We start from the raw sequence: 15,706 nt of genomic DNA on the forward strand, positions 1-15,706 counted from the left end.
CATGTTAGTATCTGGAGATCGTTTATTGCAAGTCGCTAAGGAACATCACTTTGCCATTCCGGCATTCAATGCAGGTTCAGGACAATTATTTACGGCAACTTTGGAGAAGGCCGAGGAATTGCAAGCACCGTTTATTATGGCGATTCACCCAACCGAGCTTGATTTTCTACGAGACAGTTTTGTCGCTCAGGTCATTGATGCCGCTAACCATACAGATTTGCCGATTGCGTTGCATCTTGATCACGGGGCTTCGTATGAACAGGTGATTCACGCTATCCACCTTGGATTCACCAGCGTGATGATTGACGCTTCGTTGACGGATTATGAACACAATGTTGCGTTGACCCAAAAAGTTGTTGAAGCAGCGCATGCAACCGGCGTATCAGTGGAAGCTGAATTAGGTACCATCGCTGACACAGGGAATGATGTTGAAGGTCATTTAACCGACAATGTGCAATACACCGATCCGGAAACTGCCAAGGAATTTGTTGAAGCAACTGGCGTAGATTCGTTGGCGATTGCGATTGGCACAGCCCATGGTCTGTATCCAAAAGATGTGAAACCGAAGCTGAAGCCGGAAATTGTTAAGGCCGTCGCAGCAGCCGTTGATGTCCCGCTCGTTTTACACGGTGCTTCAGACAATCCGGATGACAAGATTGCGGAAGCGATTGAGTACGGCATTAATAAGATTAATATCTCTAGTGACATTAAGATTGCCTTTGCCAAAGACTTACGGACGGTGCTTAACGAAAACGACCCAGACGAAATTCGGGAACCTAAAGTCCTGTTCCCATCACCAATGATTGCGACCCAAAAAGTTGTCGCACAGAAGATCAAATTATTCGGCGATGTCGATCGGACCAAGCTGTATTACCAAAATGAGCCGGTTAACGAAATTCCTTATGACGTTAAGAACTTCCAAGTTGAACATTTCAGCGCCTGATGTATCTGAAAGGGAGTCTGATTTTATGGAACAAATTGAAGACGTGCTTGATCCAAGGTTGATCAAGCTTAATTTAGAGGCACCGTCAAAGCGGGATGCCATCACCCAACTGTCAGAAACACTGAAAGCGGCTGATTATATCAATGATGTTCCTTCTTTTGTTCAAGACATTTATCTAAGAGAACAGGAAGGCATGACAGGCATTGGGGACGGAATTGCGATTCCACATGGGAAAAGTGATTATGTGACCAAAGTTGGGGTGGCTATTGGCATTTTCAACCACGCGATCGAATGGGAAACCTTAGACGGAAAAGGCGTGTCGATTGTCATTTTGTTCGCCGTCAGCAATGACACGGCGTCTGCTCGTAATCAGTTAAAGTTACTTTCGTTATTTGCCGCGAGACTGGGACATGAAGAGGTCATTGCGAAGCTTAAAAAAGCTACCAGTCCGGCAGAAGTCATAGCGGCTTTCACTGAGAAAGAAGGTCTGGAACAATGAAAATTGTTGGTATTTCCGCATGTGCAGCGGGAATTGCGCACACTTATATTGCTAAGGAAAAGATTCTTCAGGCTGCCAAAGATGCCGGGGACACCGCACACGTTGAAACACAGGGCACCATTGGCACAGAAGACGCATTAACCCCTGAAGAAATTAGCCAGGCTGATATTGTCTTGCTGGCTATTGACGTCAAAATTTCAGGCAGAGAACGTTTCGCTGGCAAGAAGGTTGTTGAGGTGCCAACTGATGTTGCGATTAAAAGTCCCAAGAAGCTCATTGCCAAACTTCATGAGCTAACTGGGCAGCCCAGTTAAACGAGGTGAGGACTGATGAAAAAGATTCAGATTAAACAACCTGCGCTTACTGCGATTTCATATTTAATTCCGGTCGTAGTTGCTGGTGGTTTCTTACTTGCGGTTGGGAACATTATGGGTGGTAAGAACTTAGAAGCCGTCAAAGGAATGGCCAATATTTGGGATGCCTTCTCGACTATGGGCGGTTTAATTCTTGGTATGTTGCCGATCGTCGTTTCAACAGGCGTGGCCTTTGCAATTGCCGATAAACCGGGGATTGCGCCAGGACTTCTGGTGGGACTCATTTCCAGAGTGATCGGGGCAGGATTCCTTGGTGGTTTAATCGGTGGCTATGTAGCCGGTTGGGCAGCGCTTATCGTGATCGCTTATGTTAAGGTGCCGAAGTGGGCAGCAGGCTTAATGCCAACGTTAATCATTCCCTTTTTGGCATCACTCATCGCCGGACTATTCATATTTTATGTTCTGGGTGGGCCGATTGCAGCCGGAACGGTATGGCTCACAGGTTATATGAAGACACTGGATACAAGTCAGAAGTTCCTTTATGGGATGATCATCGGCGTCTTGGCCTCGATTGATTACGGTGGCGCGATCAATAAAACCGTGTTTGCCTTTGTCTTGGCACTACAGGCTGAAGGTATTAATCAGCCGATTACCGTTTTGATTCTAGCTTCGATGGTGACGCCGATGGGCTATACCTTGGCTTACTTCTTAGGCAAGGCGGTTCACAAAAATATCTATACGCCACTCGAAGTCGAAACCTTGAAAACTGCTTTTCCGATGGGATTGGTCGAAATCACGGAAGGTAGTTTGCCGATTGTCTTAAATGATTTATGGCGAAGTATTGTGGCGACCGGTATTGGTGGGGCTGTCGGCGGAGGGTTCTCCATGTTATGGGGAGCCGACTCAAAGATTCCCGCCAGTGGGCTGTTCGCGGTGCCGACCATGTCCCGGCCATGGGCATTTATCATTGCATTGATCATCGGCAGTGTTGTCACGGCACTTGTCTATCTCATTTTAAAGAAGCCGGTTTCTACTGAAGATATACAGGAAGAAAAAGAAGAAGAGGACTTGAATCTCAAAGATCTTAAAATTTCGGATTAAGCCAATCTAAGGAGCTGCCACATGACAAGTGAGGCATTTATAGGTAATGAAGCGCAAACTTCTGGTGCCCAGTTAGTCCAGTTTCTTGAGGGTAAGGCGACTGGTTTGAAAGCTATTCGGATGTACAACCAGGCTGGCTTGAGTTTACTGGTGACGCCAGACAGAGGGATGGATATTCCGGAGCTAAAGGTCCATGGCATCAATATTTCGTTTATGTCGTCGACTGGTTTAGTGAATAGCACCTATTTTGTTGAAAATGGCAGTCAGGGATTTATGCGGAATTTCAATGTCGGCTTTTTGACAACCGGTGGCTTGAGTTATATGGGTGCTTCTGACGAACCGCAACTGGGCTTGCACGGAACGATTAGTAATGCACCAGCTGAAAATTTCGAACATCAGACAACCTCATCAGTCGTAAAAGTATCCGGTGCTGTGCGTGAAACATCAATGTTCGGCGTGAATTTATTGTTGAAGCGCGAAGTCGTCATACCCAAGACGGAGACAAAAATAAAAATTCATGATGTTGTGACGAATGAAGGCGTGCAGACGTCACCGTTAATGATGCTGTATCACATGAACTTTGGGTATCCTTTCTTCAGCCCTGATACGCGATTAATAATGAATACAGTCAACCCAACCGATCGCGACGGGAAGTTGGCGATTGACTGGAACCAGTTCGATCAGCCCCAGCCTGGCACGACAGAAAAAGTTTACTTTCATGATTTCGCGGATCAAAGTGATAAAGATTTTCAATACCGACTTTTGAGTCCAACAACCGAGTTGCAAGCAACGGTGACGATTTCACCTTCAATGCTGTCGGTCTTGAATGAATGGAAACTGACTCAAACCAAAAACTATGTACTTGGGTTAGAACCTGCCACCAATAATGTTAATGGACTCGAAGCGGCAAAACGCGATGGAACATTAAAAACGATTGAACCTAATGAGGCAGTCACGTTTGACTTAGAGGTTGAGTTTTCAAAAATGGAGGTGTCGGACTAAATGAAACGCTCTGCAATCAATCATATTTTGAAGGATTCAGAAACTTTTCTCAAAGAACATCAGGTGTTTTTACCGCCTTTTGGGCGCTGGTCGCCAGAACAATGGCAAAATGTCGATGAGTCTTATCAAGAGATCACGGATAACATGCTTGGATGGGACGTGACTGACTTTGGCTCAGGAAATTTTCAGGAATATGGATTAGTGGCGTTTACGTTTCGGAATGGCAATTACAAGGAACCGAAGAAGTACCCCAAGCCCTATTGTGAGAAGGTGCTACTTTTAAAAGAAGGACAAGAGTTGCCTTATCATTTCCACCGGTTAAAAGAAGAAGATACCATTAACCGCGGTGGCGGGAATCTTCAAATCACGGTTTGGAATGCTACGAAAGATGAAGAGTTGGATAAAGAAAGCCAAGTGCATATTGTCAAAGATGGGCATCAATTGGTGCTGGATCCTGGAACAGTGGTCACGCTTCAGCCAGGAGAAAGTCTCACGACGACGACCCGGATTTACCATAAATGGAACGTTGAGCCTAACTCTGGCGACGTCATGGTTTGGGAAGTTTCATCGACAAACGATGACAATATTGATAATCGTTTTCTGAAAGATATACCACGTGTGCCGGATATTGATGAAGACGAGGCACCATATCGTCTGTTGTTCGGTGATTACAAGAAGTTGGTATAAAGGTATGCCTGAAGACGTTGGTGCTTCAGGCTTTTTTAAAACAGCATAAATGATCAGTTAGTACGTGTGTGCACTGGGGATGTGATATCGTTGAACAATGTTATCCGTGATCGAGGAGGTAGAAAATGACAAATGATGTTGTCCTGGGGATTGATTTAGGAACAAGCTCAGTGAAGGTGATGGCGTTACAACGAAGCGGAAAATTTTATACGCATGCTGAACCGCTAACTTTGATTCACCCCCAAAACGGCTATAACGAACAACGCCCCGAGGAGTGGGTCACGCAAACATTTAAAGCCATTCGCGGCGTTTTGTCTGCTAACCAGATTTCAAGGGAAGCCGTTAAAGCGATTGGCTTTTCGGGGCAGATGCATGGTTTAGTTGCTTTAAGCGCTGATCAGCAACCGCTAAGGAATGCCATTTTGTGGAACGATACGCGCTCTTCGTTGGAAGTTGAAGCAATTCAAGCGCAGATGGGGCAACGTTATGTTGATGTTACCGGAAATCGTGCCGTTGAAGGGTATGTGTTGCCCAAACTATTGTGGATGCAAAAACACGAATCAGCTATTTGGCAGCAAATCGAAAAAGTGCTGCTGCCGAAAGATTATTTGCGGCTAAGCATGACGGGTAGACTGGAGACTGACTATTCAGATGCGACAGGGACGGGTTATCTCGACATTGCCAAGGGTACATGGAGTCAGACTGTTCTTGATCATTTCGGGATACCGCTTAGCTGGATGCCAGAATTAATGGATTCAGGAACAGTTGTCGGTGGTTTGACGAAAGCCGCTGCCGAAGCTAGTGGACTTTTGGCAGGAACGCCGGTGACCGTTGGCGGTGCTGATAATGCCATGGGCGCGATTGGTGCTGGCGTTGTCAAAGAGGACCAGTTAATGTCCAGCATTGGCACTTCCGGAGTGGTGTTGCATCCAGAAAAGAGCCTGAATTTAAAATATCAAGGAAGGCTTCAACTGGAAAGACACGCCCTTAAGTCACATTTTTATTCGATGGGCGTTACATTGGCTGCTGGTAATTCGCTTAGCTGGTTTCGCGATACTTTTGGTGGCGACAAGCCGTTTGAAACCATTGTTCACGATGCCACATCCTCACCAATTGGCGCTAATGGTGTCCTATTTGCGCCATATCTGTCAGGAGAACGCACGCCTTATTTTGACCCCCACGTTCGCGGTGGTTTTATTGGTATTTCAAATGGAACAACTTTTAATGATTTTGCTCGGGCCGTTTTAGAAGGCATCGTTTTCTCGCTTAATGATGTCCTCAATTTATATCGCCAGTTCGGCGTTTTGCCGACTGAAGTGATTGCGATCGGCGGCGGTGCCAAAAACAAGTTTTGGGCACAAATGCAGGCAGACATTTTCGATTTGCCGCTTAAGGTACCAGTTGTTGATGAAGGCCCGGGGTATGGCGCAGCTCTCGTCGCATCCGTGGCGGCTGGATGGTATCCAGATGCCAGCTCGGCCATTAACGCGTTGGTGCGGTATGGCGATACCTATACGCCGATTGCCAGTAACCGTGGTGCTTATGAGCTGATCTATAAGGAGTATCAAAAGTTGTATCAGCGACTTGTATAGGATTTAGGAACTCTTGAATGACGTCCGAGCGAATCGGGCGTTTTTTTGGTGTGGAAGTATTTTTGCATCTTCATAACAGAAGAAATTTTTGATGTCACACCTGTGTGACAAAAAGGTGATTAAGTTTGTAAGCGGAATCATTTAGTATTAGGACTGTAAGATAGAAAAGAGGGACAGACAAAATGGCAATGTTCACAAAAGATAATATGATCATGGATCTTCAAGGTACAACTCAAAAAGAAATTCTGGAAGATTTGGCGAAAAAAGCTTATGCAATGGGTGCTGTTAAAGATGCTGCTGCTTTGTTTTCGGATTATTTAGCTCGAGAGGAAGAGTCAACAACCGGATTTGGCAACGGGGTGGCCATTCCTCATTCGAAATCGGACAACAACCTCAAAGCAACGATTATTTTTGGGAGAAGCCAGCAGCCGATTGAATGGCAATCACTTGATGGCCAACCCGCTAACACATTCATCAGTCTGATTGTCCCGACAGCTGAAGCAGGTGTTCATCTGCAATTATTAGCAAAACTCAGTCGTCAGCTGGTTCACCCAGAGTTTGTTGATGTTTTGAAGAACGGTAGTCAAGGCGAAGTCTACGAACTGATTAATAAGACGATTCAGTAATCGTAATGTGAAAGCTATCTGGTAACGAGGAGGAGAGTATCATGGCAAACTTGAAAATTGTTGGTGTCACTAACTGTCCTGCTGGGATTGCACACACGTACATGGTGGCCGAGGCAATTGAACAAAAAGCTAAGTCTTTGGGATATGAAGTACACGTCGAAACTCAAGGAGCTAACGGAATTGAAAATAAGCTAACCCCTGCAGAAATTGCCGCAGCTGACTACGTGATTTTGGCACTTGGCAAGGGCATGAGTTCCGAAGACAAAGCACGTTTCAATGGCAAACAAGTCATTGAGCTACCGGTTTCCGAAGCATTGAAAAAGATTAATGTCATTTTTGATAATTTGCACGACGAAGCCCATTTATACACGGCTTCAAAAGTTCAATTAGGTGACCGTGAACAAACTGATGGGATTATGAGTCACTTGATGGCCGGCGTCTCGGCCGCACTGCCATTTGTTATTGGCGGTGGCTTGTTGATGGCCTTAGGTAGTCTGATGGTCCAATTTGGTGCGGCCAATGTTGCACCAAAGGCCGGGCAGATGGCGTCGCTTGCTTGGGTGCTGAACACTGTCGGTGGATTGGGCTTTACGATGATGATCCCGATCATGGGTGCTTACATTGCGTATTCAATCGGTGACAAGCCTGCCTTGGCACCGGCTTTCTTGGTAACGTATCTTGCCAATACGCCAGCTATCTTGGGCACACAAGGCGGGGCTGGCTTCCTTGGCGCGATTGTCATTGGTTTAAGTGTTGGTTATTTTGTTAAAGCGTTCCGGAAGGTGAAGTTAGGCAAGACCTTCCAGTCAACGTTAGGGTTCCTGATTATTCCGTTTGTCACACTGTTGCTCTTTGGGTTGGTGACCTATTACTTGTTAGGACCAGCGATGGCTTGGCTGATGGCAGCATTGCTGAGCTTCCTACGAAGCATCCCACCAGAGATGAAAATTGCTGGCGGATTCTTGGTTGGGGCCATGTTAGCCTTTGATATGGGTGGCCCAATCAACAAGACAGCTTGGTTCTTCGGATTCTCACTGCTTAGTTCGCATGTTTACACTTGGTACGGGATTGCCGGAGTAGTCACCGTCTTACCGCCAATGGCTGCAGCAATTGCGACATGGCTTAAGCCAGGATTATTTACCAAGCAAGAGCGTGAATCAAGTTGGCCCGCCATGTTAGTCGGGATGACCGTGGCGACCGAGCCAGCGATTCCGTATGCATTAGCAGCACCTGTACCGATGATTACCGCTAATACCTTAGCAGGGGGCATTGCTGGTGCTGTCTCGATGGGACTTGGGGTTGAACGATTGGCACCAGGACTGGGTGTGTTTGATCCATTGATCGGCTTGTCTCGTCCGGCATGGGCCTATTATATTGCTTTGGCAGTTGGGCTTGTCTTGAACGTTTTATTCGTAATTGTGTTCAAGTCAGCATGGCTCAAACGCCAAGAGCGTAAAAATGGCATCTTACCTTTGGATGATCAATCACAAAGTACGATCATCGATAGTGGTGCGACTGTTTCTGCAAGTTCGTCGCAACATGCTCAGACAGCCAAAACCGTGTCCCCAGAGGCTGCAAAGAAATAGTTGGTGAGTGTGATGGTGCAGGGGCTAAGGTCTCTGCACTTTTTTAGAAGAGCGTGAACTGGCGCGGTTAGAAGCTGGAGTGTAAGTGGCCTCGGGCGTGATGTCCGGGCTTAGGCCATCGCGACCAAGGTCCTTACACGCAAGTTTCTGCGCCAGTGAACGTGTTTAGAAAGAGATGATGCATTTTGACGAAATATGATTTTGATCACGTGATTGATCGACACGGCACTTTTAGCACACAGTGGGACTACATTGCAGATAGATTTGGCCGTAATGACATTTTACCTTTTTCCATCTCTGATACGGACTTCCCAGTGCCAGCTGAAGTGCAGGAGGCATTAGAGGCCCGATTTGCGCACCCTATCTATGGTTATACTCGTTGGAATCATGAGGCATACAAGAATAGCATCGTGCACTGGTTTGAGAAAGACGGCAACACTAAGGTTGATCCTGACTGGATTGTTTATAGTCCGAGTGTTGTTTTCACGATTGCCACGCTGATTCGGATGAATTCACAGCCGGGTGATGCTGTAGCAGTCTTCACACCAATGTACGATGCCTTCTATGGTACGATTGAAAAGAATGATCGCATGCTGGTGCCGGTTCGACTGAGAGCCGCAGATGAAGGATATCAGATTGATTGGGACAGTCTGGAAACAGTCTTAGCCGAAGATCAAACAAAAATATTCCTACTGACAAATCCGCATAATCCGACTGGTCGCATTTTTTCTAAAGCCGAGCTAAGAAGACTGTACGAGCTTTGCCAAGCTAATCATGTCTTCCTGATTTCTGATGATATTCATCGCGACATGGTTTATCTGCCACATGTTTATGAACCGATAACAAACATTGATTTAAAAGATGTTGCTTTGTGTTGTTCAGGTTCAAAAACATTTAATACGCCAGGGTTGATTGGGTCGTACGTTTTCTTGCCAGATCCAGATTTGCGCGCGCAGTTTCTGATTGAACTGAAACAAAAGAATGCATTGTCTTCAGTCAGCATTTTTGGCATGTTAGCACAAATCGCTGCTTATAACGGGTCGGCAGACTATGTTGAACAGCTGGTTGCTTACACTAAGAAAAATCTGGCAACAGTGGTTGCTTACTTGCATGAAAACTTGCCAGAATTGAAGTTTTCACTGCCAGATGCTACCTATTTAGCTTGGATTAATGTCAGTGGTCTGGGGCTGAGTTCGGATGCGTTACAACATCGGTTAGTTGATATTGGACACGTGGGGATTATGTCGGGGAAGACATACGGTGATGCGCGTTATTTGAGAATGAACATCGCGTGCCCTCAAGAAAAACTATTGGATGGACTGGCACGCTTAAAGAAAGGAATCAAAGGATAGTATGCTACCCCTCAGAGAAGTTAAAATCTTACGCCTTTTGTCCCAGCAAGATTTCTCTGGGGACGAACTGGCGAAGCAATTAAAAGCATCGAGACGTACGATTGTTCGTGATATAGCTGCCATCAATGATGAAATTCAGAAAAATCGCATTGGTAGTATTACAGCGCAGAATAAATACCATTTGACCACACTGAATCCTGGTAAATTAACCACGCTATTAAATACGAGTCGTGATGAGGCCAACGAAATTCTGCTGCGCTTGTGCATGCAAAAGACCATTGCAATGGGTGATCTGACGTCTGATATGTTTTTATCTCGTGCCCAGGTGACAGATTATCTCACCGACTTAAATAGTGATTATCAGGATCTTTTGCATATCTCCACTCGGCCAGGCACCGGTGTAACGATCAACATGAAACGATTAACGCGAATCGATCTTGCCGCAGACTGTCTTTTTGAATTTCCGCAACTACTCGCCAAAGTTGCTCCGGGAATTGAAAATACGCAGCGGATTAACACTTATTTAGCCCAGAACGCTTGTCCTTATATGACATGGGTCATCGACAGTCAGTGGCGAGTCCAGGTTATCAGTGCTTTTATTTGTCGGGCTTCGGCAAAAGCGTATGACTCCGAAACAGCGGTAACAGCTGGGGTGAATCAATTTGTTCAAAGTCGTGAGAAGCTCTTGGTTGGTCTGATTGCTAAGCACACAAGTCTTATGAAAAGTTTTTCCGACATGGCGGACAAGTTTCAACTAGAAGCAATCGGGCAAAAAACGTTAGAATCCTTGTTCACGCATTTTGGTCGCGAATGTGCATTTCCGCGGCCACTAAGTACTTTAAGCAACTATGATATTACACGACTTGCCGCGCAAAATCCGGTTGCATTTGATTTTGCCCAAGCAGTCACTGATGAACTGTTGAAGGCTGACAAGCAAATATGGATGGATGCAAACTTCTTGGCTCTCTATATTGTCCAAGCAATTAATCAACGAGAGGTCAAACCAGTTAAGATTCTCTTTTTGGCACCGCGCATGTCACTAGCGCAGATTAATGCCACCATTATCCAGCAAAAGCTACACAATATTGTGCTTGATACAGTTCACAGCTTGACCGAAGCAGAATCAGCATATGCAAAAGGGCACTTTGATTTGGCCATCGCCAATGTCAGAAATGATGTGATCGAGCGATCCTCAATTAAGTTTGCCTTGACCTTTTCCGCCGTTGCGTCTGAGGATGACATGACAACGCTTGAACAGTTAGTTAATGGGCAATATTATCACGACAATATTGCCGCTATGCTAGCGCCAAATCACTTTACGAATGTCGCTGTAACAGACAAATTTTTGCCAGCGCTAAAAAAGGGACTACAAATCTTTTCTGACGCGGGGCTACTGGCTGAAGAGGATTTGGTCAGAATCGTTGAACGTGAAGAAGCCGGCAATCAATTAGTCCTAAATCATATTTCGATACCACACATCGTAACAGCGAGTGTCTCAGATTACCGGTTATTTGCAATTAAGCCGGAAGAAAAAGTGACGGTCGAGAATCAAGAAGTCTATTTAATGGTCATTGTGCTAGTGGGTACATCGCAGGCAGAGAAGAACACGATTTTTAGCTACCTGTATCAAACGCTAAGACAGTATTCGACTGCTAACATTCGGCAGGTTCAAAGTTATCAGCAGGTTATTGCGCTGCTTAGAGGGATGGGGGAATTTGAGGGTTAGAGACGTATTTAAAATAAAACAAGGCCTTTTAAAGCGTCATGAGGTAAACATGGCTATAAGTTTTATACGAACGGCAAGAGATTTGATAATGCAGTCTAAACCTGGCTTTTAGCAGATTTGATCGCAAAAACGCTAAAGCAAAAACTAGGAATCCTTGGTAATTGCTATATCAAAGCTTTGTCGAGAAAATATCCGCCACTCATCTTTAATCGATGAATGACGGATATTTTAGTATTGGGTTGTGAAATCTATAACAAGAATGGGAGGGAGGCGATCCCCGTTCACCAAAAAATGGCCAGTGCAATGGCCAAAAGTTTGGTAAGCGCTTTCAATAAAACCGGCTATTCTTAAATTACAGGAGAGGCTGACTATGAACAGAAAAGGTAATCGTGAATATAGGCTTCAACTTTTGTTGGCACAAACGACTAATTTTTTAACTGCTGACGAACTGGCTGCACGTTTAGGCATTTCAAAGAAGACAGTTTACCGCTTAATCAAGCAAGTAAATGAATCCACAAACGATGGAACAGTCATTGAATCAGCTAAAGGGAGAGGATATAGGCTAAATCAAGAAAGGTATATTTTGCAAAAAGGACCGTCTCGCGATGACATTGAGGATATATCACCAGCTGATCGCCAAGAGAGGGTTATGGAGGCGTTACTACTGGCCTCGCCAAAAGCGTTGAAAATTCGAAGGCTATACAGCGACTTTTATGTTGGGGACTCAACGATTACAAATGATGAGAAGGTCATATCGAAGCGTTTAAAAAAATATGGACTAAATTTAACGCGAAAAAATAGAACCCTGCAAATAACAGGGAGCGAGCCGAATATTCGTAAGGCGATTGTTGAAATAACGCAAGCTTTAAACTTTGTTGATATTGATGACCTTAAAGGAACAATGAAGGCTGGATTTAATCATTACGACATGTCGCTTGTCTTAGAACAGATATCTACAATTGAAAAAATTCTTGGAGAGAAAGTCCCTTATCCGTATAATGTCAATCTTTTTTCACATTTGTACATTCTCATATCAAGAGTTAAGCAGGGGATGATCGGTTGTCAAAACTCGGGGTTGACGCTTGAAGAGAAGGAAACAATGGCAACTGAACCAAGAATTGCGAAAATTGCCAGGCAGACTATTGACAACATCGGGCGTTATCTCCATCGACATCTACCAGATGTTGAACAGTATTATTTGTTTCAATATTTGGTCTCGTCCCGGCTGCCAGATTTATCCGACAGGCCGTCAAGCTTTTCAAAAGTTGTCATGGATGTGGCGAATTATTATTTGCACGAGGTTGGTCATCGACTAAATTTGGAGACTAGCGGTACCGCGAATTTTCGGGATTTAGCAAGTCACGTTAAGCCAATGTTGAATCGCTTGAAGAACGACATTCGAGTTAAGAATGTCTTGCTCGATCAAATAAAGCTTTCTTACCAAACAATCTTTGATGTAGTAACTGAGGTTTCAGTAGAGCTGAGCGAAAAGTACCATTTGCCACAGATTAACGCTGATGAAAATGGCTTTATCACACTATACTTCGCACGTATGAGTGAAGTTCATCAGCTGCCGATACAAACGTTAGTCATGTGTACAACGGGTATAGGCACATCGGAGCTTTTAAGAGCAAAAATTCAGAAGCATTTTCCTGAACTAGATATCGTTGATGTTGTTAACACTCGTGAGTATCAGCAGTATTTAAGAAAATACCCACAGACAAAACTGATCATCACGACCGTCGCACTAAGAAATAAGCTGCCTGTAAGGTCATTATTAGTCAGCGCGATGCTGAATTCAGACGATCAGGCAAGAATTCAAAAAGTAATCGAGGAAATTCGAAATGAAAAATGATCTTATCTCTATATTTTCGAATTTAGCTTTAAAAGACCGAGCTGATGCTTATCAGTTTGCTGCTAATCAGATTTTCCCAGACGATGTTTTGAAAGCACACAGGCTAGTAATCGACTTACTGGATAGGGAGAACTTGGGGAGTATTCAAGTGGCAGATCATGTCATTCTTCCGCATGTAGAAGGAGATTTTATTCCTAAAACAAAACTTCTAATTATTAAGCCGCAAACTAACCTGAGAAAATGGAGCCCCAGTATTCATGATGTACAGGTTATGGTGTTTATATTTTTAAAAACAGATGAAAGTAAACGCACCAAATTACAAATCATTGACATCATGAGGAAGTTAGGCAAGGAGGAATTTATTCAGCTGTTGTTAAGAGAAACCGACGCGGGCACCTTATCTGAACTATTTTGGGGCTCGGCTCAATCGTAAAGGCTTAGAAGAAAGCCAAGAACAAAAAGACACTTAGTAGGTGGTAATGAAGATGAATGTAGTTGATATTATTGATCCCCGAATTGTAGATCCAAATGTAAAAGCAAGAAACAAATCTGAGATTGTTAATAAACTTGCCGAGGATTTGTTCAATTACGGTTATATCGATGATGTGCATGCCTTTGTTGATGATGTTTACCTTCGTGAATCTGAAGGGCAAACAGGCATTGGTGATTATGTTGCTATTCCCCATAGCAAGAGCAAACACGTTCAGAAGATAGGTGTTGCTATCGGAATTAGCAGAAACGAAATCCCATGGGAAACACTTGATGGTAAAGGCGTCAAGGTGGTTATTCTCTTCGCCGTTGGTGATGATCAGAAGGCGGCCAAGACTCATTTGAAGCTTTTATCGCTTTTTGCCAAGAAGTTGGGGAACGAAAAGGTTGTTCATAACCTATTGCGAGCCAGAGATAAAGATGATGTTGTGAATGCATTTAAATGAATGGGAGGAAGCAAAATGAAAATTGTCGGCGTTGCCGCATGCACTGTTGGCATTGCGCATACCTATATCGCACAGGAAAAGTTAGAGAATGCAGGGAAAAAGGCTGGAGCCGAAATTCACATTGAAACTCAGGGAACAATCGGCGTTGAAAATGAACTCACGGCTAAACAGATACAAGACGCGGATTTAGTCATTTTAGCAATAGACGTCAAAATATCTGGGGAAGAACGTTTTAAAGGCAAAAGGGTCATTCAGGTTCCAACAGAGATTGCCATTAAGTCTCCTAACAAATTAATCGCTAAAGCCAAAGAAATCATCGCTACAGCGTCTCAAGCTCAGGCATAACAACATGAAGATTTGGAGGGGTAAAAATGAAGGCACTTAAATCGCTCAACATCAAGAGTAACTTATTGACGGCCATCTCTTACTTGATACCGATTGTGTGTGGGGCCGGTTTTATGATCGCAATAGGCATGGCATTTGGCGGTCATGCTCAGGATGCGCTTATTCAGGGAAAATTTAACTTCTGGGATGCTTTGGCAACGATTGGTGGCAAAGGACTAGGCATGTTGCCTGTTGTCATTTCGACCGGTATCGCATTTGCTATTGCGGCAAAGCCGGGTATTGCTCCGGGTTTCATCATTGGGTTAACTGCTAACGCCATTAGCGCGGGCTTTATCGGTGGTATCTTAGGCGGGTTTCTTGCAGGGTATCTCGTTTTAGGAGTTCTCAAGTTCATTAAAGTCCCAGCTTGGGCAAAAGGCTTAATGCCGACACTGTTAATACCATTCATTGCTTCCATAATCGGTGGCCTAGTCATGGTATACATCATCGGGGCACCGATAGCTGCACTTACGGCAATGCTGACAGGATTCTTAAAGAGCCTTAACTCATCATCACTACTCGTTTTTGGTGCAGTGATTGGATTGTTAAGTGGTGTGGATTATGGTGGACCGATTAATAAAACTGTTTTTGCTTTTGTGCTTACTTTGCAGGCAGAAGGGTTGAATGGTCCCATTACGGCCTTGCAGCTTGTTAATACAGCTACTCCGATTGGATTCGGCTTGGCTTTCTTTGTTGCCAAACTATTTGGTAAAAACATTTACACGAAAGTAGAAGTAGAAACATTGAAGTCAGCAGTGCCAATGGGAGTCATCAATATCGTCGAAGGCGTTATTCCGCTAGTTATGAATGATATCGTTCGCGGCGTGATTGCGACAGCTATTGGTGGTGCAGCAGGTGGTGCAGTGTCAATGGTCATGGGAGCTGACGCCACGGTACCTTTTGGTGGATTCTTGATGATTCCAACAATGTCACATCCATGGGCTGGGGTAGCCGGATTATTAGTGAATATTCTGGTGACAGCCGTCACTTTGGCGCTTATTAAGAAGGATGTTAGCGAAGAGGATCTTGAGAAGATTAATGAAGCTGAAGAAGAAGATATTGACTTGAATGATATCAAAGTGATTTAAAGTGTGAGCTTTGGGA

The 15,706-nt window shown here is 44.5% G+C and carries 16 protein-coding genes; all 16 read left to right on the top strand.

Annotated elements, in window-relative coordinates; genetic code table 11:
* Position 1 precedes the first annotated feature (1 nt).
* The 16 genes from LACSTY_RS01780 (at position 2) to LACSTY_RS01855 (ending at position 15,690) form a co-directional block, all read left to right on the top strand.
* Positions 2-943 (top strand): ketose-bisphosphate aldolase, encoded by a 942-nt coding sequence (locus LACSTY_RS01780; protein WP_049170618.1) that lies wholly within the window; start codon positions 2-4, stop codon positions 941-943.
* 25 nt (positions 944-968) lie between these two features.
* Complete coding sequence (locus LACSTY_RS01785; RefSeq protein WP_087911482.1) at positions 969-1,442, top strand: PTS sugar transporter subunit IIA; 474 nt, start codon at positions 969-971, stop codon at positions 1,440-1,442.
* Complete coding sequence (locus LACSTY_RS01790) at positions 1,439-1,756, top strand: PTS fructose transporter subunit IIB (RefSeq protein WP_049170622.1); 318 nt, start codon at positions 1,439-1,441, stop codon at positions 1,754-1,756. The genes LACSTY_RS01785 and LACSTY_RS01790 overlap by 4 nt, the downstream gene beginning before the upstream one ends.
* Positions 1,757-1,771: 15 nt before the next feature.
* On the top strand, positions 1,772-2,857 hold the full coding sequence (locus LACSTY_RS01795; RefSeq protein ID WP_087911483.1) for a PTS fructose transporter subunit IIC: 1,086 nt from the start codon (positions 1,772-1,774) through the stop codon (positions 2,855-2,857).
* Between the two features lie 21 nt (positions 2,858-2,878).
* Positions 2,879-3,859, top strand: coding sequence for an aldose 1-epimerase family protein (locus LACSTY_RS01800; RefSeq protein WP_087911484.1), 981 nt, complete (start codon positions 2,879-2,881; stop codon positions 3,857-3,859).
* The gene (locus tag LACSTY_RS01805) at positions 3,860-4,546 is read left to right on the top strand and encodes a D-lyxose/D-mannose family sugar isomerase (RefSeq protein ID WP_087911485.1); all 687 of its coding nucleotides are present in this window, start codon (positions 3,860-3,862) and stop codon (positions 4,544-4,546) included.
* Between the two features lie 125 nt (positions 4,547-4,671).
* The gene (xylB, locus tag LACSTY_RS01810; RefSeq protein ID WP_087911486.1) at positions 4,672-6,138 is read left to right on the top strand and encodes a xylulokinase; all 1,467 of its coding nucleotides are present in this window, start codon (positions 4,672-4,674) and stop codon (positions 6,136-6,138) included.
* A 182-nt stretch (positions 6,139-6,320) separates the two neighbouring features.
* The gene (locus LACSTY_RS01815) at positions 6,321-6,764 is read left to right on the top strand and encodes a PTS fructose transporter subunit IIA (RefSeq protein WP_087911487.1); all 444 of its coding nucleotides are present in this window, start codon (positions 6,321-6,323) and stop codon (positions 6,762-6,764) included.
* A gap of 41 nt (positions 6,765-6,805) precedes the next feature.
* On the top strand, positions 6,806-8,350 hold the full coding sequence (locus LACSTY_RS01820) for a PTS fructose-like transporter subunit IIBC (protein WP_087911488.1): 1,545 nt from the start codon (positions 6,806-6,808) through the stop codon (positions 8,348-8,350).
* Positions 8,351-8,535: 185 nt separating this feature from the next.
* Entirely contained in the window at positions 8,536-9,702 is a 1,167-nt protein-coding gene (locus LACSTY_RS01825; RefSeq protein ID WP_087911489.1) for a MalY/PatB family protein, read from the top strand.
* Between the two features lies 1 nt (position 9,703).
* A complete protein-coding gene (locus LACSTY_RS01830; protein ID WP_087911490.1) occupies positions 9,704-11,428 on the top strand; it encodes a putative frv operon regulatory protein in 1,725 nt (574 codons plus the stop codon).
* Between the two features lie 370 nt (positions 11,429-11,798).
* Positions 11,799-13,283: a BglG family transcription antiterminator gene (locus LACSTY_RS01835; protein WP_087911491.1), complete on the top strand. Its 1,485-nt coding sequence runs from the start codon at positions 11,799-11,801 to the stop codon at positions 13,281-13,283.
* Entirely contained in the window at positions 13,273-13,716 is a 444-nt protein-coding gene (locus tag LACSTY_RS01840) for a PTS sugar transporter subunit IIA (protein ID WP_087911492.1), read from the top strand. The genes LACSTY_RS01835 and LACSTY_RS01840 overlap by 11 nt, the downstream gene beginning before the upstream one ends.
* A gap of 52 nt (positions 13,717-13,768) precedes the next feature.
* Positions 13,769-14,218, top strand: coding sequence for a PTS sugar transporter subunit IIA (locus tag LACSTY_RS01845; RefSeq protein ID WP_087911493.1), 450 nt, complete (start codon positions 13,769-13,771; stop codon positions 14,216-14,218).
* A gap of 15 nt (positions 14,219-14,233) precedes the next feature.
* Entirely contained in the window at positions 14,234-14,563 is a 330-nt protein-coding gene (locus LACSTY_RS01850) for a PTS fructose transporter subunit IIB (protein ID WP_087911494.1), read from the top strand.
* Positions 14,564-14,589: 26 nt separating this feature from the next.
* Positions 14,590-15,690 carry a PTS fructose transporter subunit IIC gene (locus LACSTY_RS01855; protein WP_087911495.1) on the top strand — a complete coding sequence of 367 codons (1,101 nt, stop codon included), beginning with the start codon at positions 14,590-14,592 and terminating at the stop codon, positions 15,688-15,690.
* The last annotated feature ends 16 nt before the right edge of the window (positions 15,691-15,706 follow it).

Source organism: Lacticaseibacillus styriensis (assembly GCF_030770295.1).
In the GTDB taxonomy this organism is placed as follows: Bacteria; Bacillota; Bacilli; order Lactobacillales; family Lactobacillaceae; genus Lacticaseibacillus; species Lacticaseibacillus casei.